General features: G+C 38.7%; 24 protein-coding genes and 1 tRNA gene. 1 reads left to right on the top strand and 24 read right to left on the bottom strand.

Annotated features, from left to right (window positions below; genetic code table 11):
- Positions 1–3 precede the first annotated feature (3 nt).
- Both DKZ56_RS13670 and DKZ56_RS13675 read right to left on the bottom strand, forming a co-directional pair.
- Positions 4–813, bottom strand: a complete 810-nt coding sequence (locus DKZ56_RS13670) for a basic amino acid ABC transporter substrate-binding protein (RefSeq protein ID WP_208650477.1) — start codon at positions 811–813, stop codon at positions 4–6.
- 383 nt (positions 814–1,196) lie between these two features.
- Positions 1,197–1,271 (bottom strand) — tRNA-Arg (locus DKZ56_RS13675).
- Positions 1,272–1,580: 309 nt separating this feature from the next.
- On the opposite strand from DKZ56_RS13675, the gene clpP reads away from it, so the two are divergent.
- Positions 1,581–2,171 carry an ATP-dependent Clp endopeptidase proteolytic subunit ClpP gene (clpP, locus tag DKZ56_RS13680; RefSeq protein ID WP_208650478.1) on the top strand — a complete coding sequence of 197 codons (591 nt, stop codon included), beginning with the start codon at positions 1,581–1,583 and terminating at the stop codon, positions 2,169–2,171.
- Between the two features lie 148 nt (positions 2,172–2,319).
- On the opposite strand, the gene DKZ56_RS13685 is transcribed toward clpP, so the two are convergent.
- The 22 genes from DKZ56_RS13685 to DKZ56_RS13790 all read right to left on the bottom strand — a co-directional run bounded on the left by DKZ56_RS13685 (position 2,320) and on the right by DKZ56_RS13790 (position 19,916).
- Positions 2,320–2,577: an HPr family phosphocarrier protein gene (locus DKZ56_RS13685; RefSeq protein WP_208650479.1), complete on the bottom strand. Its 258-nt coding sequence runs from the start codon at positions 2,575–2,577 to the stop codon at positions 2,320–2,322.
- A gap of 91 nt (positions 2,578–2,668) precedes the next feature.
- Complete coding sequence (gene whiA / locus DKZ56_RS13690) at positions 2,669–3,616, bottom strand: DNA-binding protein WhiA (protein WP_208650480.1); 948 nt, start codon at positions 3,614–3,616, stop codon at positions 2,669–2,671.
- 23 nt (positions 3,617–3,639) lie between these two features.
- Positions 3,640–4,593, bottom strand: coding sequence for a gluconeogenesis factor YvcK family protein (locus DKZ56_RS13695; protein WP_208650481.1), 954 nt, complete (start codon positions 4,591–4,593; stop codon positions 3,640–3,642).
- 18 nt (positions 4,594–4,611) lie between these two features.
- Positions 4,612–5,493 carry an RNase adapter RapZ gene (gene rapZ / locus DKZ56_RS13700; protein ID WP_208650482.1) on the bottom strand — a complete coding sequence of 294 codons (882 nt, stop codon included), beginning with the start codon at positions 5,491–5,493 and terminating at the stop codon, positions 4,612–4,614.
- Complete coding sequence (locus DKZ56_RS13705; RefSeq protein WP_208652267.1) at positions 5,486–5,977, bottom strand: NUDIX domain-containing protein; 492 nt, start codon at positions 5,975–5,977, stop codon at positions 5,486–5,488. Before DKZ56_RS13705 ends, rapZ begins: the two co-directional genes overlap by 8 nt.
- Positions 5,978–6,229: 252 nt before the next feature.
- Positions 6,230–7,180, bottom strand: a complete 951-nt coding sequence (gene trxB / locus DKZ56_RS13710; protein ID WP_208650483.1) for a thioredoxin-disulfide reductase — start codon at positions 7,178–7,180, stop codon at positions 6,230–6,232.
- Positions 7,181–7,242: 62 nt separating this feature from the next.
- Entirely contained in the window at positions 7,243–8,781 is a 1,539-nt protein-coding gene (locus DKZ56_RS13715; RefSeq protein ID WP_208650484.1) for a tetratricopeptide repeat protein, read from the bottom strand.
- Positions 8,782–8,877: 96 nt separating this feature from the next.
- Positions 8,878–9,525: a bifunctional phosphoribosyl-AMP cyclohydrolase/phosphoribosyl-ATP diphosphatase HisIE gene (gene hisIE / locus DKZ56_RS13720; RefSeq protein WP_208650485.1), complete on the bottom strand. Its 648-nt coding sequence runs from the start codon at positions 9,523–9,525 to the stop codon at positions 8,878–8,880.
- On the bottom strand, positions 9,522–10,280 hold the full coding sequence (gene hisF, locus DKZ56_RS13725) for an imidazole glycerol phosphate synthase subunit HisF (protein WP_208650486.1): 759 nt from the start codon (positions 10,278–10,280) through the stop codon (positions 9,522–9,524). Before hisF ends, hisIE begins: the two co-directional genes overlap by 4 nt.
- Positions 10,281–10,913: an imidazole glycerol phosphate synthase subunit HisH gene (hisH, locus tag DKZ56_RS13730; protein WP_208650487.1), complete on the bottom strand. Its 633-nt coding sequence runs from the start codon at positions 10,911–10,913 to the stop codon at positions 10,281–10,283.
- Positions 10,910–11,512 carry an imidazoleglycerol-phosphate dehydratase HisB gene (gene hisB, locus DKZ56_RS13735; protein ID WP_208650488.1) on the bottom strand — a complete coding sequence of 201 codons (603 nt, stop codon included), beginning with the start codon at positions 11,510–11,512 and terminating at the stop codon, positions 10,910–10,912. Before hisB ends, hisH begins: the two co-directional genes overlap by 4 nt.
- A gap of 2 nt (positions 11,513–11,514) precedes the next feature.
- Positions 11,515–12,792 carry a histidinol dehydrogenase gene (gene hisD, locus DKZ56_RS13740; protein WP_208650489.1) on the bottom strand — a complete coding sequence of 426 codons (1,278 nt, stop codon included), beginning with the start codon at positions 12,790–12,792 and terminating at the stop codon, positions 11,515–11,517.
- 15 nt (positions 12,793–12,807) lie between these two features.
- Positions 12,808–13,434 carry an ATP phosphoribosyltransferase gene (gene hisG / locus DKZ56_RS13745; protein WP_208650490.1) on the bottom strand — a complete coding sequence of 209 codons (627 nt, stop codon included), beginning with the start codon at positions 13,432–13,434 and terminating at the stop codon, positions 12,808–12,810.
- Entirely contained in the window at positions 13,431–14,594 is a 1,164-nt protein-coding gene (locus DKZ56_RS13750) for an ATP phosphoribosyltransferase regulatory subunit (RefSeq protein ID WP_208650491.1), read from the bottom strand. Before DKZ56_RS13750 ends, hisG begins: the two co-directional genes overlap by 4 nt.
- Positions 14,595–14,794: 200 nt before the next feature.
- Entirely contained in the window at positions 14,795–15,322 is a 528-nt protein-coding gene (locus DKZ56_RS13755; RefSeq protein ID WP_208650492.1) for an acyltransferase, read from the bottom strand.
- Position 15,323: 1 nt separating this feature from the next.
- Positions 15,324–15,959, bottom strand: coding sequence for a pyrophosphatase PpaX (gene ppaX, locus DKZ56_RS13760; protein WP_208650493.1), 636 nt, complete (start codon positions 15,957–15,959; stop codon positions 15,324–15,326).
- Positions 15,956–16,900 (bottom strand): nucleoside recognition domain-containing protein, encoded by a 945-nt coding sequence (locus tag DKZ56_RS13765; protein WP_208650494.1) that lies wholly within the window; start codon positions 16,898–16,900, stop codon positions 15,956–15,958. The genes ppaX and DKZ56_RS13765 overlap by 4 nt, the downstream gene beginning before the upstream one ends.
- Positions 16,901–16,921: 21 nt before the next feature.
- Positions 16,922–17,740 carry a prolipoprotein diacylglyceryl transferase gene (gene lgt, locus DKZ56_RS13770; RefSeq protein WP_208650495.1) on the bottom strand — a complete coding sequence of 273 codons (819 nt, stop codon included), beginning with the start codon at positions 17,738–17,740 and terminating at the stop codon, positions 16,922–16,924.
- 27 nt (positions 17,741–17,767) lie between these two features.
- On the bottom strand, positions 17,768–18,709 hold the full coding sequence (hprK, locus tag DKZ56_RS13775) for an HPr(Ser) kinase/phosphatase (protein WP_208650496.1): 942 nt from the start codon (positions 18,707–18,709) through the stop codon (positions 17,768–17,770).
- A 126-nt stretch (positions 18,710–18,835) separates the two neighbouring features.
- Positions 18,836–19,201, bottom strand: a complete 366-nt coding sequence (cccB, locus tag DKZ56_RS13780; RefSeq protein WP_208650497.1) for a cytochrome c551 — start codon at positions 19,199–19,201, stop codon at positions 18,836–18,838.
- Between the two features lie 296 nt (positions 19,202–19,497).
- Entirely contained in the window at positions 19,498–19,644 is a 147-nt protein-coding gene (locus DKZ56_RS13785) for a hypothetical protein (protein WP_208650498.1), read from the bottom strand.
- Positions 19,641–19,916, bottom strand: coding sequence for a hypothetical protein (locus tag DKZ56_RS13790; RefSeq protein ID WP_208650499.1), 276 nt, complete (start codon positions 19,914–19,916; stop codon positions 19,641–19,643). Before DKZ56_RS13790 ends, DKZ56_RS13785 begins: the two co-directional genes overlap by 4 nt.
- Positions 19,917–20,162: the final 246 nt, after the last annotated feature.

Consider the following 20,162-nt stretch of genomic DNA (forward strand, 5'->3'; position numbering starts at 1 on the left):
CTGTTATTCAAGTTCTTGTCCTGTAATTTCTGCTAACTTACCGTTTTCTTTAATTTTTTGTAAGCCTTCATTTAGTAAATCAAGCAATTCTTTGTTTCCTTTTTTCACCATAAAACCATAATATTCTTTTTCAAATGCATCGTCTTCAATGACTTTTAATTTTGCATTTGGATTATTTTTTAAATATTCATAAACTACCGCGTTATCACCAATTGCTGCTTGAGCTGTTCCATTAATCACTTCTTGGATTGCTAATGGAAGGTTTTCATACGCTAAAATATTTGGGTTCGTTTCTCCTAAAAGTTTTTTCGCTGCTTGGTGTCCTGTAGAGTTGATTTGTACAGAAACTTTTTTACCTTCTAAATCTTTTGCCGATTCAATCGGTGAATCTTCCGTAACCACAATCACTTGTGTTGCTTCGAAATATGGTTCAGTAAAGTCGAATGTTTCTTTACGTTCATCTGTAATTGTTATACCGGAAGCACCCATATCAAGTTCGCCGTTTTGAACTTGTTGGAATACTGCTTCCCAACCAACATGGCGCATTTCATATTCCATGCCGAGTTCTGTAAAAATGGCATCTACAATATCTTTGTCGATTCCTACAATATTTCCGTTATCGTCCATATATTCAAAAGGAGCAAATGTCGCTTCTGTACCCACCAAGATTTTTTTGTCTTTCAAACTAGTTTCTCCGCTTTCACTTTTTGAATCCTTTGAAGATGATGAATTTTCGCTTGATCCGCATGCTGCTAGCACCACTGCAAATGCCATCAGCAACATAAATAAAAATACACGATTTCTTTTACCCATTTCAATATCCTCCTTCGGTCAATTTCTAGCTTTATCAGCAACAACGAATATTTAATGATGTGTACTGATATGTTTAATTATATAAATCGTTTTATATTTATACAACAAATAATTAATAGGAATAAAAAATAATATATTTTCAGTATGAATATTCCGAAAAATGAAAGGGCTTACATTTTGAAAAAAATTCTCCAACTCAAGCTTATACGCTTGGAGATGGAGAATCAATGATTTATTATATTTAATCTGAAATTTTGCCTTAGGAATAAATAAGGGGTAAAATGAATCACGTCATTTTATCCCCTATCTATCCATCCACTTGTATTCTTTAAGCTGCTAACTAATAATTTTACTTACTTAATATATTCTATTAAACAGTAAAATGGCGCCCTCGGAGGGAATCGAACCCCCATTGCAAGAACCGGAATCTTGAGTGTTATCCATTACACCACGAGGGCGAGTGAATAAAGTTTCCATTTTTTGCATATTTTATTGTATTTTTCATATAATATAGAATATGCATAGAACTTTTTTTGAATACTTACGACTTTAATATTATACACAGGACTTCAAAATAATTCAACCTTTAAAACAAAAAGAAATTTTTCTGCAAACTAAACGTATAGATTTTGTAAATTCAATAAATGCGGGACTTTATATTTGACCATTATTGACTATAATGTGTATGATAAACATACAAGCTGAAACAAATTTTGTTTCGGTACGTAGATTATTTAGAATAATTATTTGCTTAAGGAGGACATACGATGATCTTAGTTCCTACAGTCATTGAACAAACAAACCGTGGTGAGCGTGCTTACGACATTTATTCTCGCCTTTTAAAAGACCGTATTATTTTACTTGGCAGCCCAATTGATGATAATGTTGCAAACTCAATTGTCGCACAATTATTATTTTTAGAAGCAGAAGATCCTGATAAAGATATTTCTTTATACATCAACTCACCTGGTGGTTCCATTACAGCAGGGATGGCCATCTATGATACAATGCAATACATTAAACCAGATGTGCAAACAATATGCATCGGAATGGCAGCATCAATGGGTGCTTTCCTCCTTTCAGCTGGTGCAAAAGGAAAACGTTATGCATTGCCAAACGCAGAAGTGATGATTCACCAGCCATTAGGCGGCGCTCAAGGTCAAGCGACTGAAATCGAAATTGCAGCAAAACGCATTTTATTCTTGCGCGATAAATTAAACAAATTGTTGGCTGATCATACGGGCCAACCAATCGAAAAAATCGCACAAGATACTGACCGCGATAACTTCATGACTGCTGAGCAAGCAAAAGAATATGGTTTAATCGACCATATTATTTCATCCAGCGAACAAAAATAATGTGAGAAACCGGGCTGTCGAAGTAGACAGCCCGGTTTTTTGTGCGTCAAACAAAGCTGCCTGCAGGAAAAGTTATGCATAAAATAAAAAAACTCACAATTCTCGAATAGCTTCGAAAAATTGCGAGCGTTTTCAAAAATTAAATAAATTATGCTTCATTTGTGATGAATGAAGATAACCCTTCAATTGCCTCGTTTTCATCATTGCCCTCTGCAATCAGCTTTACCGTTGTACCTCTTGCAATGGCTAAGCTCATGATGCCCATAATAGATTTTGCATTGACTTTTTTCTCGTCTTTTTGCAAAAAGATATCAGATTTATAACGATTTGCCTCTTGGACAAACAGAGCTGCCTGGCGAGCTTGCAAACCGTTTTTTAATTTAACTTCCACTGTGGTTTCAACCATATCACTTTCCACACCCTTTCTACACCGTTCATCACATTTTTATATTTATCTTATCGAAATTATATGAAAAGAACAATGCGGTTCTTAGAAATTATTTTATCACTTTTTCACCGCGCCGTAACTTTTCCGCAATTTCATCAATTTTTCTCAAGCGGTGATTAATGCCGGATTTGCTGACTGTGCCTGTTGAAATCATTTCCCCAAGCTCTTTTAATGTAACGTCCTGATGTTCGATGCGCAGTCTCGCAACTTCTCTTAATTTTTCCGGCAATTGATCGATGCCGATTGTTTCATCGATAAATTTAATATTTTCCACTTGTCTTAGAGCGGCACCAATGGTTTTATTCAAATTGGCCGTTTCGCAGTTGACGATGCGGTTGACGCTATTTCGCATATCTCTAAGAATACGCACATCTTCAAACTTTAGCATTGCTTGAAAGGCGCCTGCAAGTCCAAGAAATTCCGAAATTTTCTCTGCTTCTTTCAAATAAGTGATATACCCTTTTTTGCGATCGATGGTTTTGGCATTCAATTGAAATTCATTCATTAAATTGGCTAATGCTTCACTGTGCTCTTTATACATGGAGTGAATTTCCAAATGATAAGAAGATGTTTCAGGATTGTTGACCGAACCGCCTGCTAAAAAAGCGCCTCTTAAATAAGCTCTTTTTTGCATATTCGTTTTTAGCAGCGAGGAGGAGATGGAATGATTTAACTGAAAATCCCCCTGAAGGATGTCAAGATCTTCCAAGATTTCTCGGGCACCTTCTCGAATGCGGCAAATATAGACATTATTCTTTTTGAGCCTCATTTTTTTACGAACTAAAAGCTCCACATTATACGGATATAGCTTTTTGAGCATCGTATAAATTCTTCTGGCAATAGCGGCATTCTCCGTTTGGACATCTAAACTTAACTGTTTATTTGAAAAGGATAGAGTCCCATTCATTCGAATAATGGCAGAAAGTTCTGCTTTCAAACATTGATCGTTTGCCTCAATTTGAGTTAATTCTTTCTTTGTTTCCGATGCAAATGACATACAAGCCCCCCCTCTCAAATTTTTTATGATGTTAATGTATATTCAAGCAGCCATTCGGCAATGGCTTTTCCTTCATGCCGTACAGCACCATTTTTGATAGTTGCTATATTCTTTTTTATAATTTCTAATCCTAGTTTTTTTAATTCTTCTTCATTTACTCTGACCGGTTCAGCATTTTGTTCTCTATAGTTTTCTTTAATGGGGGATGGCAAATCGTTGCTGTTGACTAAAATGGCATCTAAAAATGGCGTGCCGACATGCTCATAAATGGCTTTTACATGATCTACCGCCTGATACTGATTGGTTTCCCCTTGCTGCGTCATCAAATTGCAAACGTAAATTTTTTTTGCTTTTGATTGGATGATTGTTTCGCCAATTTCCTTTACCAATAAATTTGGGATGATGCTTGTATATAAACTGCCTGGTCCAATGAGAATCACATCTGCATAGTTGATTGCGTTTATTGCTTCCGGAAGGGGCTTTACATCATCTGGAACTAAAAAAACGCGCTTTATAGGCTTGTTAGACAAAGGAATTTTGGATTCCCCTTTAACAATCTCCCCATCCAACAATTCAGCATGTAAATTGACTTTAGCATTTGCAGATGGAATGACCTTTCCATGAACTTTTAACACTCGGCTCATTTCGATAATGGCACTAAAAAAATCCCCGGTAATGTCGGTTAGTGCAGTCAGCATTAAATTTCCCAACGAGTGGCCGCCTAATTCTTGAGAATTTGCAAAACGATATTGAAATAATTGTTCCAGCAGCGGCTCCGTATCAGATAAAGCGGCAATGACATTTCGAATATCTCCAGGAGGCGGGATGTCGTAATCATCCCTTAATCTCCCGGAAGACCCCCCATCATCGGTTACAGTGACAATCGCCGTAATATGAAAGGGATAAAGCTTTAACCCTCGCAGTATGGTCGATAAACCGGTCCCTCCTCCAATAACTACAATATTGAGTTGTTTCATCCAAACAATCCTCTCTCTTTATGAACGGATATCCCGGTGCGTGACCTCCGTATGATATTTTTTTCTAAAATATTTTCCAAAATATTCAGTTAATGTAACCGAACGATGTTGACCGCCTGTGCAGCCAAAGGCAATCACTAATTGCGGTTTTCCCTCTTTAATGTATTGCGGAATAATAAAGTCAAATAAATCTTCTAATTTTTTGATTAAAGTTTTGGTTTCATCCATGTTATAAACATAATCGTAAACTTCTTGGTCCAATCCCGTTTTATTTCTTAATTCTTCAACATAATATGGATTATTTAAGAATCTTACATCAAAAACTAAGTCTGCATCAATAGGTATCCCGTTTTTATACCCAAAAGACACCACATTAATCGAGAATTTAGGACTTGAGGAAAGGGAAAATTCTTCTGTAATGCGTTCCCTGAGTTCACGGGGCTTCATTTTGGAAGTATTGTAAATATAATGGGCTCTTCCCTTCAATTCTGACAGCATTTCTCTTTCTTTTCTAATGCCGTCAAGAGGAAGTCCGCTGGGTGCTAACGGATGCTGCCGTCTTGTTTCTTTATATCTTCTCACCAACGTCTCATTATCGGCATCTAAGAATAAGATCCGCGTTTTGACGCTTTTTTCTTTCTCCAAAGTGTCAAGAGCATCAATGAGGGAATTGAAAAATTCTCCGCCGCGCATATCCATAACAGCAGCGATTTTGGAAATTCTTTTTTTCGATTGTTTCATTAATGCTAAAAAAGTGGTTAATAATTTAGGAGGCAAATTATCTATACAATAATAGCCCATATCTTCAAAACTTTGAATGGCTACAGTTTTTCCTGCACCAGACATGCCAGTAATGATGACTAGCTCATGTTCATATTCTCTTTCATCTTTTTCATCCATTTGATTCATCTCCTTCGATTAATTCCATCGAAGTTTGGTATTTGGCCTCTATCAATTCATAATCCTTTGTATATATGCATGTTCCGTATTGAATGCCTTTATTTAATGCAGCAAACAACAGGATTTTCCGGTCTCCTTCCGCCATTGGAAGGTGGTGAAGATCTTGGATTGGACGCCATTCTAAAATACCTTCTCTATTTTCCTTATCTGGTGTTCCTTCCACACCTGTTGCTACAAAAGTGAATAGCATCCATTCTTCAATAACTTGGTCGCCGTCTTTAACAACAATTGTATAAACCCCTTTTAAATGGGCATTTTTAGGAGTAACATTCGTCTCCTCTTGGAATTCTCTTACTGCAGATTCAACGATGGATTCACCGCTCTCCATTTTTCCGCCGGGAGCGACGTACCATCCTCTTCTCGGTTTTTTCAGAAGAAGCACTTGTCCATCTTGTATTGCTAATAAGTTGGCTATTCTTTGCATAATCGACACCTCAAATCTTTGTTACTCCTGCTCATTATTATACCTTGACTCGTCATTTCGTTACAAAATAATCCTTTTACAAACAATCTATAATTTCAATTTTATGATTAGAAGCACTTTTGTATAATTATTGAAAAAAAAAGTTGTTTCCAAAATGGAAACAACTAAAAACAAACTAAAGGGGGGTTAAATTCTAATATTATTATACCCCAATTCAATAGTAAAAAAAGTTACAATAAAGTTAATTTCTCGTTACCCATTCTTTACTAATTTTTCCTTCAATTCTTCCACATATTGTTGTGCTGATTGGGCTGCAATGCTTCCATCACCTGTTGCTGTCACAATTTGACGCAACTCTTTTTCACGCACATCTCCTGCTGCAAAAATCCCTTTCACAGATGTTTCCATTTTTTCGTTTGTTACTACATACCCTTGCTCATTTAAAATACCTAACTTTTTAAAAGGTGCAGTTAATGGAGACATTCCGATATATACAAAGACACCGTCGCATGGAACTTCTTTTTCTGAACCATCCACTGTTGAAACAAGCGTCACGCTTCCAACTTTTCCGTCTTTTTCGTTGATTTGTTTTACAGTGTGATTCCAGATAAAGTCTATTTTTTCGTTGGCAAAGGCACGGTCTTGCAAGATTTTTTGGGCGCGCAATTTATCGCGGCGATGCACAATTGTAACTTTATTGGCAAAACGTGTTAAATAGACGCCTTCTTCCACAGCAGAGTCTCCACCGCCGACTACAATTAAATCTTTGCCTTTGAAGAATGCCCCATCGCAAACGGCACAATAACTTACACCTCGTCCGCCGAGTTCGTTCTCTCCTGGCACTCCTAATTTTTTGTATTCTGCACCTGTAGCGATAATAATGGCATGGGCTTTATATTCCTTTGCACCAGCTTTGATAATTTTATAGTCCTCGCCGTCAATTATTTCGGAAACATCGCCATAGGCATATTCTGCTCCGAATTTTTTTGCATGTTCAAACATTTTTGTGGATAATTCCGGACCTAAAATTGTTTCAAATCCTGGGTAGTTTTCAATTTCTTCTGTATTCGCCATTTGCCCGCCAGGAATGCCCCGTTCCAACATAAGAGTTGAAAGGTTGGCACGGGAAGTATAAACCGCTGCAGTCATACCTGCTGGTCCTGCTCCGATAATCACGACATCATAAATTTTTTCTTCTGCCATTTTTATTCCTCCTAACTTACTTTAAATGTAGTCAAACAAGTTAGAAACTTCAAATAGTTTGCCTATTCTTCACCAAAAGGCAAAAAATCCAGCAATTGTTCTACATATTTTGTTAGCGTACTGACAGAAATTCCGTGTTTTTCTGCAAATTGTTTTTTCGTAACCCGCTTGGAACTGACCGTTGAATAGTACATATATTCCATTGCAGCGGTCAATGCTTTTACATTTTTAAATTCGTAGCCGTTCAGAAAAGCTCTCTCGCTGAGTACGAACCACATTTGAAACAGATGCTGCCTTTCAAGGGTCAACGCTTCGATACTGTTGAAAAGTTCCTCAGCCACAGCAATCAGGTGAATAAAATTTTTCTCTACTTTATTATTTAAATCAAATTGATGATTTAATGCATACGCTAAACAAAGTTTTTCCAATCCATTGTATTTCGACAAATCAATCAATTTCGGATGAGCTATAATTTCTTGCTTAAATGCCGATTTGCTGAGCAAGAAAAAGCCGAACATTCGATGGGCTGAATAATTGCTGCTGATTTTCTGAATAATATAGTCCCGATTTTGGTCAAGGGTTGGCAATTCGTTTGATTCTTTTCTTTTAATATGTTTCCATGGTTCCATCCCCTCTTTGGATGGGTCTAGTTGAACCAACATTTTCCACGCTTTATCTGCTTCTTTTCTATGGTTTGAGAAATACGCAGCTTGACTCAACCAAAAATAGAAGCCGGAATCTGCCGGCGACATTCGCTTTGTCATGCTATGTAACCATTTATAAGCCAAATCGTATTCGCCAATCAGCGCCAATGTTGCACCAAGTTTGTAACGATTGTCAAAGTCAAATGGATGTATTTTTTTCAACAAATCAACTAAATACGCTAAGGTAGATTCATCTTTTTCATAATAAGCAATGATTGTGAGATTACATAGCGCATGCAAATTTCCGACATTTTCCCGAAGCACGTGATGCAAGATGGCTTTAGATTGTTCCAAGTCCCCTACATAAAAGTAAGCTAGAGATAAATTGTTATAAGCAGGCCAGAGTTCTGGATATTGATCAATCAGATATTCCAACACTTCAATGGCTTCATCAAATTGTTTATCTTCCATTAATCGACGAGCTTTTTCCTGCATGATGAATTGTTCATAGGAATCATCATCATCATCAAAGTCGTCAATAGTATTTTGCTCAAAATGGACATAATCAATGATTTCTCTTGCTTCCCATGCATAATAGCCATCCGGATCAAGCTCTAAATATTTTTCAGCATATTTTTTCGCATCGTTCATCAAGCCTAAAAAGCCGGATACTTCCGCTAAATAATATACATGCTCCGGTTCATCTGGTTCCATGCAATAAGCAGTGTGAATCAACTCATAGGCCTTTTCAAAATTTTGCAAATTCATTTCCAAAAGGCCGTAATGCATTAATACATGAGCATCATCAGGACTCAATTCCGCTGCTCTTTTCATATATTTGTACGCTCGATCCATTTGGTCTTTTTCCAATGCTTTAATCGCTTTGTTAAAATAATATTCTCCATCTGGAATGAACGAAACAATGTTGTTTTTTTCTTTCTGATGTTTCTTTTCCAAAATGAACCTCCAAGACAATAAATAAGGAACGTTTTGAAAACGTTCCTCTCTATTATAACATACTTCCAACATTCTTCATTGGAAATGCTTATGAAATTATTTTGTATGTTTTGTGCTGGCCCGTTTTTGCTGATGTCTTTCTACAAGCACTTCCAATACGTCATAAATGCTGATTTTCTGTTCTTGCAAAAGTACAAGCAAGTGATAGATTAAATCAGCCGCTTCCCATTTTACTTCTTCCGGATTGCGGTTTTTTGCGCCGATGACCACTTCTGTAGCTTCTTCACCGACTTTTTTGCAGATTTTATCGATTCCTTCTGTGAATAAATAAGTCGTATACGCACCTTCAGGCATTTCTTCCTCGCGTTTTTTAATGATTTCTACTAATTCTGGAATAATGCCTACACTTCCTACTTTTCCATTTTCCACAACGGTTTCAGTAAAGCAGGAAGTTGTTCCATTATGGCAAGCAGGGCCGGCTGGATCTACTTCCACCACTAAGGCATCTTGGTCGCAATCGGTTGTAATGGAAATGACCTTTTGTGTATTGCCGCTCGTTTCCCCTTTATGCCAAAGTTCATTGCGGGAACGGGAATAAAACCAAGTTTCTCCTGTTTCGATGGTTTTTTGCAATGATTCTTTATTCATGTAAGCAACCGTCAACACTTGCTTTGAGCGGGCATCTTGCACAACGGCAGGAATTAAACCCTTTTCATCAAATTTCAAACTTTCAATATCTATCATCTGACACAAACTCCTTTTTCTCGTAAGTATGCCTTCACTTCAAGCACGCTTGTTTCTTTATAGTGGAAAATGGATGCTGCAAGGGCTGCATCCGCATCCACATCTTGCAACACTTCCCGGAAATGTTCCTTGTTTCCTGCTCCGCCGCTTGCGATGACCGGCACTGTAACCGCATCTCTTACAGCTTTGGTCAACGCCAAATCAAAGCCAGATTTTTCTCCATCTTGATTCATGCTGGTAAGCAAAATTTCTCCTGCTCCAAGCTCCACGGCTTTTTTGGCCCATTCTATAGCCGTCCAATTCGTTTTATTTCGGCCGCCATGTGTATAAACCATCCAAGTGCCATCTTCATCACTGTATCGGGCATCAATGGCAACTACAATGCATTGGGAACCGAAGAAATCCGCTCCTTCTTTAATTAATTCCGGTCTTTCGATGGCAGAAGTGTTGACGGATACTTTATCTGCTCCAGCCCGCAAAATCCGCTTCATATCGTCCAATGTGCGGATGCCGCCACCTACAGTAAAAGGAATGGAGATTTCAGAGGCAGTTTTTCTCACCACATCTATCATTGTCTGTCTTCCTTCGTAGGATGCCGAAATATCCAAAAAGACTAGTTCATCAGCTCTTTGCTCATCGTAATATTTGGCAAGTTCCACCGGGTCTCCGGCATCCCGAAGGCCTACAAATTGGATGCCCTTTACGACTCTGCCTTCTTTTACATCTAAACAAGGTATGATTCGTTTTGTTAACATTTATTTCACCCCTTGCAGCCACTTTTTCAATAAATACACGCCAAATTCCCCTGACTTTTCAGGATGGAACTGCATGCCGCAAACATTGCATTGCTGCACGATTCCAGGAACTTGCACGCCAAAATAATCAGCTGTTGCCACTACTTGGGAAGAAGCCGTATCTGCATAATAAGAATGGACAAAATATACAAATTTATCTTCCGGCAACTCTTCCCCTTTCAACCATTCTGGTATGGAATGAAAGGCTAATGAATTCCACCCCATATGAGGAACACGGTATTTTTCGCCCTTCTCTGAAATGCCGGAGAATCGGACTACGTTCCCTTCAAAAAAACCAAATCCTTTTGTCGGCGCCACTTCTTCACTTTCTTCAAACAATAGCTGCATCCCTAAACAAATGCCAAGGAGGGGCTTATTATTTTCGACCTCGCTGCGGATAAACTCATCCAATCCGGTTTCCTGCAATCGTTTCATAGCATCCGGAAAAGCGCCAACCCCAGGCAAAATGAGCGCATCTGCTTCACCCAATTCTTCCGGTTTGGAAGAGACGATCACTTCAACATGCAACTTTTTTAACGCTTGCGTCACGCTGAATAAATTTCCCATTCCATAATCAATGACTCCAATTTTCATGCAAGCAGTCCTTTCGTTGAAGGTACTCCTTTAACCCGAGGATCGATTTGTACGGCATCATCAATCGCGCGGGCAAGGGCTTTAAAAATAGCTTCGATGATATGATGCGTATTGTGGCCATAAGGAACTATCACATGCACATTCATCCGCGCTTCTAAAGCAAACTTCCATAAAAATTCATGCACTAGCTCAGTATCAAATGTTCCTACTTTTGGCTTCAGTTCAGGTGTCACGCGATATTCTAAATGAGGGCGGTTAGAGCAATCCACCACCACTTGCGCTAAAGCATCATCCATTGGCACAAAGGCGTTTCCATAGCGTCGGATGCCCCGTTTATCCCCAAGAGCTTCTTTCACTGCTTGTCCTAAAACAATGCCGAGGTCTTCCGTTGTATGGTGGTCATCAATATGGGTATCTCCATTTGCCACAATCTTGCCATCAAACAACCCATGCTTCATAAATAAATCCAGCATATGGTCCATAAAAGGAACACCTGTGTTAACTTCTGCCTTACCTTCTCCATCCAAATAAAATTCCACTTTGATTTGGGTTTCTTTTGTTGTCCGTTCAATTTGGGCAAAGCGTTTTTTCTCCGTCATCCTTATTCTCCTTTCTTCCAACCCCGCGATTCAACGGCTCTAGCATGGGCTTCCAAACCTTCCATACGGGCAAGCCGTGCAATTTTCGGTGCGTTTTCTTCCCAAGTTTTTTCTGAGTAGTAAATGATGTTTGTCTTTTTAATAAAATCATCAACATTTAATCCGCTGGCAAAACGCGCAGTGCTGTTTGTAGGGAGTACATGGTTCGGTCCTGCAAAGTAATCTCCTACTGGTTCTGAACTGTATCGGCCAAGGAAGATTGCTCCTGCATGGCGGATACTAGCGCTCACTTCTTCCGCATTTTCCGTTACAATTTCCAAGTGTTCTGGCGCAAGAGTATTGACTGCTTCCACTGCCTGTTCCATTGATTCAGCAATATAAATATGGCCGAAATTTTCAATAGAGGCTCTTGCAATCTGTTCGCGAGGAAGCTTTCTCAACTGCTCTTCCACTTGTGCACTAACGGCAGTCGCCAATTTTTCACTAGTTGTAATTAAAATGGCGCAAGCCCGCATGTCATGTTCCGCCTGGCTTAGCAAATCCGATGCGATTTCATCCGGATAAGCTGAGTCATCCGCAATAATGCAAATTTCGCTAGGCCCAGCAATCATATCAATGGCAACTTGTCCAAACACTTCTCGTTTAGCAAGGGCTACAAAGATGTTTCCTGGACCTGTTATTTTATCCACAGGGGCGATGGATTCCGTTCCGTAAGCAAGCGCTGCAATGGCTTGGGCGCCGCCTATTTTATAAATTTCATTCACCCCTAAAATGTTCGCACACACTAACACAGCAGGAGGAAGTTTTCCATCTTTTCCGCAAGGGGATGTAATGACGATGCGTTTTACTCCCGCCACTTGCGCAGGAATCACGTTCATTAATACAGAGGAAGGATAAGCAGCAGAACCTCCTGGCACGTATAAACCTACTGAATCCAATGGAATGATTCGCTGTGCAAGATAGGAACCGTCCCCTAAAGCCAATGTATATCCTTCCCGTTTTTGGGCTTCATGATATTTTCGAATATTGTTTGCCGCTTCTTCCAAGTCCTTTTTCAATTGCGGATCGAAATGTTGAAGGGCTTCCTGAATTTCCTCTTCGCTTACACGAAAATCAGAAAGCACAACCTTATCCCACATTTCCGTATATTTTCGAATGGCCTCATCTCCATGTTCGCGAACATCTCTAATGACTTGTCTTACCGTTTTTAGCTGCTCCTCATTCCCGCTCTCTAACTCTCTTTTTAATGAAATATTTTTGGATAGTTTCGAAATCTTCATTTGGCAACCTTCCCTTTACTTCACAATTTTCTTTAATCGGGATACGATTTCTTGAATGCGTTCATTTTTCATTCGATAACTCACTGGGTTTGCAATTAATCGGGAAGATACATCGGCAATATGTTCATATTCTACCAACCCATTTTCCCTTAACGTTCTTCCCGTTGAAACGATGTCCACAATGCGGTCTGCAAGCCCAATCATCGGCGCAAGTTCTATGGAACCATTTAATTCAATAATCTCTACTTGCTCACCAATGCCTTTATAATAATTCATCGCAATATTCGGATATTTTGTGGCAATCCGCGGCGCAATTTCATCCATTTCCGTATTTGGAAGTCCAGCAGAAGCAATATGGCATTTGCTGATTTTTAAATCCAACAGTTCATGGACATTGCGCTGCTGTTCCATTAATACATCTTTTCCAGCAATGCCTATATCGGCAACTCCATGCTCCACATACACCGGAACGTCCATCGGTTTGGCTAAAATAAAGCGGATGTTTTCTTCCGGAATTTCAATCATTAATTTTCTGGACATTTCTACTTCTTCAGGCAATTTAAACCCAGATTCAATCAACATTTGATAGGCTTCTTCAAAAATTCGCCCTTTCGGCATAGCAATTGTTAATTCAGTACTCATTGTGTTTCCTCCTGGCTTAAATCAACAACCCGACTAAACTGTTTCGTAAATGCTTCCCGATTGATTAATCCTTTTTTTGATTGGACCGTTACCCGCGCCCCTTGTTCTCTCAATGCAGTTGCAAGGTCCAATGCTTTAATGAAATCTTCATCATCAAACAAGATGCAAATTGTTTCTTCTTCAATTTCTTCTTTCGGCAATACTTCAAGAAGCCGGTCAATGCGAATGCTAAATCCGGTTGCTCCTGCATCGCTTCCAAACAAATGCAAAAGCCCATCGTAGCGTCCGCCATTTCCTAGTGGGAAACCGCTGCCTGATGCAAAAATTTCAAACAGCATGCCCGTGTAATAGCTCATATGGCTTGAAAGGGTGAAATCGAACGACACATACTGCGTGAGATTATACGCATCAAGCAATTTTGAAAGCTGCTTCATATATTCAATCCCATCGTTTTTCCGTACATATTTTTCCATATCTTCAATGGAAGTTAAATTTGTTGCTTCATTAATAAATTCTAAAAGTGCGTTGGCTTTTGTAATCGGCAAGTCAAATTCATGCACCGCTTCTTCAAAGCCAACATAATTGCGTTCCACAAGCAAATTTCGCAACGTTTCCCGCTGATCTTTGTTGTCAGTATAATCATTTAAAATATCATGCAATACTCCTGCATGCCCGATGGTTAATTTAAACGACTCAATGCCAAACTCTTTTATTAATTGAATGGCTGTAATGAGCACTTCTGCATCAGCAAAAATCGTTTTATCTCCAATAATTTCAACGCCCATTTGACCGAACTCAGCCGGTCTTCCTCCTTCCATTTGCTGTGCGCGAAACACATTCGCGAAATAGGCGAGCCGAAGAGGAATTTTTTCCTTCAATAATTTCGAAGTGGCGACCCGTGTAATTGGCGTTGTCATATCCGGGCGAAGGACAAGGGTGTTTCCTTGGCTGTCGACTAATTTAAATAAAAATGAATCAGATATAGCTGATGCCTTGCCTACCGTATCGTAATATTCCAATGTCGGCGTTTCGATAAAATCAAATCCCCTTGAACGAAAGACTTTTCGGCCGATTTGCCTTGCCCTCTCCATTTTTTCATATATCCGAGGGAATGTATCTCTCATTCCAAGGGGTTTTTCAAATTTTTTAATCGATGACATAGACCACACTTCCTATTTCACTTTAGTATATTAGAGTATTAGAGAGTTAGAGAGTTAGTATATGAAAGCATTGTATCGAACTATTGAAAAATAGTCAATTCATAAATGGCTGAATTAGGAAAATTTTCTCTTCTCTTGTGGTGAATTCCCAATTCTCTAGAAAACTTTACAAAGAAAGGCTGTGTAGAAAGCTCTCCTTTCTAAACAGCCCCATTTCTCTTCTTTTTGCGTTCTGCCATTTCTTCCGCGGTATAGATGATGCGCATTGGGTTTCCCCCAACCATTGCTCCAGCCGGAACATCTTTATTCACTAAAGTGGCTGCGGAAACAATGGCTCCATCGCCGATTTCTACACCAGGCAAAATGGTGGAATTTGCTCCTATCATGACTTCATTTCCAATTTTCACATCACCTAAACGATACTCATCAATCAAATATTCATGAGCCAAAATGGTTGTGTTATAGCCGATAATCGTATTATCGCCGATGGAAATGCGCTCAGGAAACATCGTATCCGGCATAACCATTAATGCGAGAGAAGTCTTCTTCCCTATTTTCATTTTTAAAAAGGTGCGGTAAATCCAATTTTTTAGTCCCATAAATGGTGTAATTCTGCCGATTTGAATAAAAATAAAGCATTTCACAACTTTCCAAAAGGAAACGGTTTTATAAATATGCCATAAAGAGTTGGCGCCTCCTTGAACTTGGTATCTTTCAGTTCTCCGCATATTACAACCCCTTCACGATTGTCAATAAATCGGATATATGATGCAGCATATAATCCGGCTGGAATTGCCTCAAATAGTCTTCTCCTTTTATGGACCAAGCAACGCCGGCTGTTTTGACGCCTGCATTTTTTCCCGCCAATATATCGTGGTAATTATCACCAATCATTAAAGCGTCTTCTTTCCGCATTTTTAGACGTTCCAGCGCCAACAACACTGGTTCCGGATCCGGTTTCACTTTTCTCACATCTTCCAATCCAATCCAAAAGTCAAAATACTGTTCCGCCTTCATAAATTTAAGCCCTCGCTCAATGGTTTCCCGTTTTTTCGTGGAAACGATGGCCAATTTATGTCCTTGGCGCTTCAACTGTTCTAAAGTTTCATTGACACCATCAAATTCTTTCACATACTGATCGTGATAAGCATGGTTCCATTGGCGATATTTCGCGATTAATTCATCAACTTCATTTGGTGCTATCTGTTCGAATGTCTCTTTTAATGACGGACCAATGAATTTGATGCAATCTTGTGGCGAATATTGCCCGGGAAATCTGTCGTTTAATACATGCATAAATGTGCGGATGATTAATTCATTAGTGTTTAATAACGTTCCATCGAAATCAAATAATAATGCCTTCATTCTGTTCGTACCACTTCCCTATTTAACGCCTTCACTTCTGCTTTATTCCAAATAAATGCAACAATTATCGTTAAGACAAATGCCGTCACTAAACGGATTAATAATAAATATAAAATTGGAACTCCGAGTGGTGCAAAGATGAGCGTATCTTCAACGACTGCGTGGCATGCAACTAAAAAGATGAAGCATAATGTAGCATCTTTTTTGCTCACGCCATCTTCTTTAACAGATTGAATCATCACTCCTGCTCCATAAGCGAGCCCAATGACTAAGCCAGCCACTAAAGTCATTGCAGCATTTGGTTTGACGCCGATTACTTTCGTTACAGGAGATAAAACATTCGACAATTTATCTAAATAATGATAGTCGCGCAAATATTGCACGATAATCATTAACGGAATCACAATAATTAATAATTGTAAAATCCCATAGCCTGCTTTTTCGAGTCCAAGCAACAATATTTCGCCCCAACCGTTTGGATCAGGTGTTTGTGTAGGAACTAAACCGTATTTGGCAATTTCATCGCCGCCGTTCCAAAGAAAACGAATAACAAGGGCTGAAACAATTGCAAGTCCGAATCTTACCGCAAGTACCACCCAAAGTTTAACTCCCACTTTTAAAGCGACTCCCGTTTCAACAAACATATTGTGGGCAAAGGATAGCATCACAGCTAGTATAAATACTTCTTTCACAGTAAGTTCTAAGGACAAAATCCCTGCAATGGCTGCATATAAATTCAAAAAATTCCCAAGTACAAGGGGGATTGCAGCTTCCCCGCTTAATCCAAGTATCCCCATTAATGGTTCAATTAAATCGATGAGCCAAGGTAAGATTGGTGTAAATTGTAATATTGTGACAATAAATGTAATTGGAAAAATGACTTTACTTAAAGACCAAGCAGTTTTTCCACCTGCAATTAACCCCTTTTTTAACGTAGACATTTCTCATTTTCCTTTCTCTTTCTATTCATCATAATAACGAATAACAGGACGAACTTTCCATCGGCGATAGAAAATTGAAACGAAACCGATGATAATGAGCGTCACTGACATCACTTGAGCAGAGCGCAAATCTCCAATTAAATATAGGCTGTCAGTTCTCATGGATTCAATAAAGAATCGGCCTATTGAATACCAAATTAGGTATGAAAAGAATATTTCCCCTCGATGCAAATTGGCTTTTCTAAATAAAAGCAAAATAATTAGCCCTACTAAATTCCATGTCGATTCATATAAAAATGTTGGATGAACATATGTGCCTAAATCATGAATGTACATTTGTTCAATGAGCCAATCCGGCAAAAATAAGCTTTCCAGAAAATCTCGGGATACGGGACCTCCAAAGGCTTCTTGGTTCATAAAGTTGCCCCAGCGCCCGATGATTTGGCCGATCAAGATGCTAGGAGCGGCAATGTCCGCTACTTTTAAAAAGCTTACTTTTTTTACACGGCAGAAAACATATGCGGTTGTAATGGCCCCAATCAACGCACCATGAATAGCAATGCCGCCATTCCATATTTCTATGATTTTCCCTGGATTAGCTCCGTAATAGTCCCATTTCATCATAACATAATATAGCCGTGCGCTGATAATGGCAATCGGCACTGCCCACAATAATAAATCACCAAAAAAATCTTCAGGCAACCCTCGTTTTTTTCCTTCCGCATTGGCTACTAAATAACCGATGATAATGCCTGTGACGATGATAATGCCGTACCATCGGACAGTCAGTGGACCAATACTGAAGGCAACAGGATCAATTGTTAACAAAATCGTATTCATAGGAACTCCTCTCAATATCATCTTTTATCATTCATATTCATCCAAGTCATCGTGCATGGCAATAACCTCGTCCAATCTTCTTGAAAACTCAAGAGCAGGATTAATGCCGATTTTCTTCAAACGATAGTTCATTGCTGCTACTTCAATAATAACGGAAACATTTCGTCCAGGGCGCACTGGAATTGTTAATTTTGTAATTTCCGTATCAATAATTTTCATTTTTTCTTCATCCAACCCTAAACGGTCGTATGTCTTATTTGGATCCCAAGTTTCCAGCTCTACAATTAATGTAATGCGCTTATAAGGACGAACCGCACTTGCCCCAAAGAGCGTCATAATATTAATGATGCCAATTCCTCGAATTTCCAATAAATGCTCAAGTAATGGCGGCGGACTTCCAATAAGCAAATTCTCCGCTTCCTGACGAATTTCTACACAATCATCCGCAACGAGCCGATGTCCTTTCTTAATTAATTCCAAAGCGGTCTCACTTTTTCCTACACCGCTTTTGCCAATAATTAAAACCCCAATTCCGTAAACATCGACTAATACGCCATGAATCGCCGTTGATGGTGCAAGTTTACTTTCCAAATAGTTTGTCAGCCTGCTGGAAAATCTTGTTGTTTTCATGGACGTAACAAGAACAGGTACATTATTTTGATTGGAAGCTTCAATCAATTCCTGCGGCACTTCCATATTTCTTGAGATAATAATCGCCGGTGTATCCTGTGAACATAATTTTATCATTCGTTCTTTTTTTAAATCCGGAGGGAGCATTTCAAAAAAGGATAATTCGGTTCTGCCAATGAGCTGTACCCGGTCAGCAGGATAATGGGTAAAATAGCCTGCCATTTCTAAACCTGGTCTTGAAATATCGCTTGTTGTGATATGACGACCGATGCCTTCATGACCGCTGACAAGCTTTAGTTCAAATTTTTCCATTACATCTTTTGTTGTAACTTGTGCCATTCACTCTCCCACCTTTTTTCTCATATGGTTTTATTTTAGCATTATAGTATACTTCGCCAAAAGAAAAAAGGAGACGTGCTTATACGTCTCCTAAAATTTCCTAATGTAAACGCTTTTATTTCTTCATTATTTTTGTTGTGCTAACCATGCAGCAGCAGCTTTTGCATCATCGCCAGTAAGCAAACCTGGAGGCATTGCATTTCGACCGTTTACAATAACATCTAAAATTTCTTCTTCAGAAAGTCTTGACCCAACGTCAGATAGCGCAGGAGTATTGCCCATTCCCTCTAAGTTGCCGCCATGGCAAGAAGTACAGTTTTTCTTTACAAGTTCTTCACCTTTCGCAGTATCTGCACCACTATCAGTTGTTGTTTCTTCAGTAGTTGTTGTAGTGCTGTCGTTTGAACCTTCGTCGCTAGTATCGTCGCCACCGCCGCAAGCGCCAAGAACAAGGGCAGTTCCAAAAAGTAATGCTAACCAAGCTTTTTTCATTTTTTGAACCCCTCCAAAAAAATTAATAAAAATTGTATAATACAAATTCATTATAACAAAATTGATGGATAAAAAAACATTTGGCCCTTTATCCAATGCTTAGAAAAACCGTTAAAAGTCAAGCGTTTCAACGATTTCAACAATTGTTTCAGATTTGTGAATTCTTTGTGAAATTCTGTCACAATCCGAATAAGTTTTTTTAATATAATTCTGCATTGATTACGAAGGTTCAGTAATGAATATTATGGATAACTCTTTTCATCCTATTCATGCGGTGATTGTGACTATGTATTTATTCAAAATGATTTTTTTGAATCATCTAATGCTGGTTTGTAAATCTCGACTAAATCCTTTGTTTCGAATCCTAATCTCTTTGCAATGCTTGTGGCTAAATGAATATCCAATTTTGAAAGGGCGATACTCAACTGCAAATAATCCGTCATTTCCGTATTCTTGCCGCAAATCGTGGAAGTTCTGCGACCATTTCATTAATTGTTTTTTGCAAAATGGCATCAATTAACGAAAACATTCCGGCTAAATAATATTCAGCATAATTTTCCTTTTTCTTTTTTCTGGAAAGAAGTTCACATATTTTTCCTCTTATTAGGGAAGCTCTCGTTAATTCAATTTCAACATCTGTCGGCTCTTCCAAACGCCCTTCATGCAAAGCTAATAAATATAAGTATTTGCGCAGTTCCATTATTCCCAATTCCATGATGGCCTGCTCAATGGAGTGCACTTTTATTTTTTTTCCTTGAAAGATTGTTTATTAACCTAAGCAATTTATAGATTAAAGCAACATTTTGTTCAATGGTTTCGGCGATGTTTTTTCTTTTGTATTCATTGGAACATCTGATGATTTAATAATTTGCGGTTCTTCGAAAAATTTATAAGCAACCACTTCTTCCTTTCGATTAAAAATTGGTTGCCGCCCGACAAACACTTTTGAAAAAATTTGTAC

It is taken from the genome of Ureibacillus thermophilus (genome assembly GCF_004331915.1).
In the GTDB taxonomy this organism is placed as follows: Bacteria; Bacillota; Bacilli; order Bacillales_A; family Planococcaceae; genus Ureibacillus; species Ureibacillus thermophilus.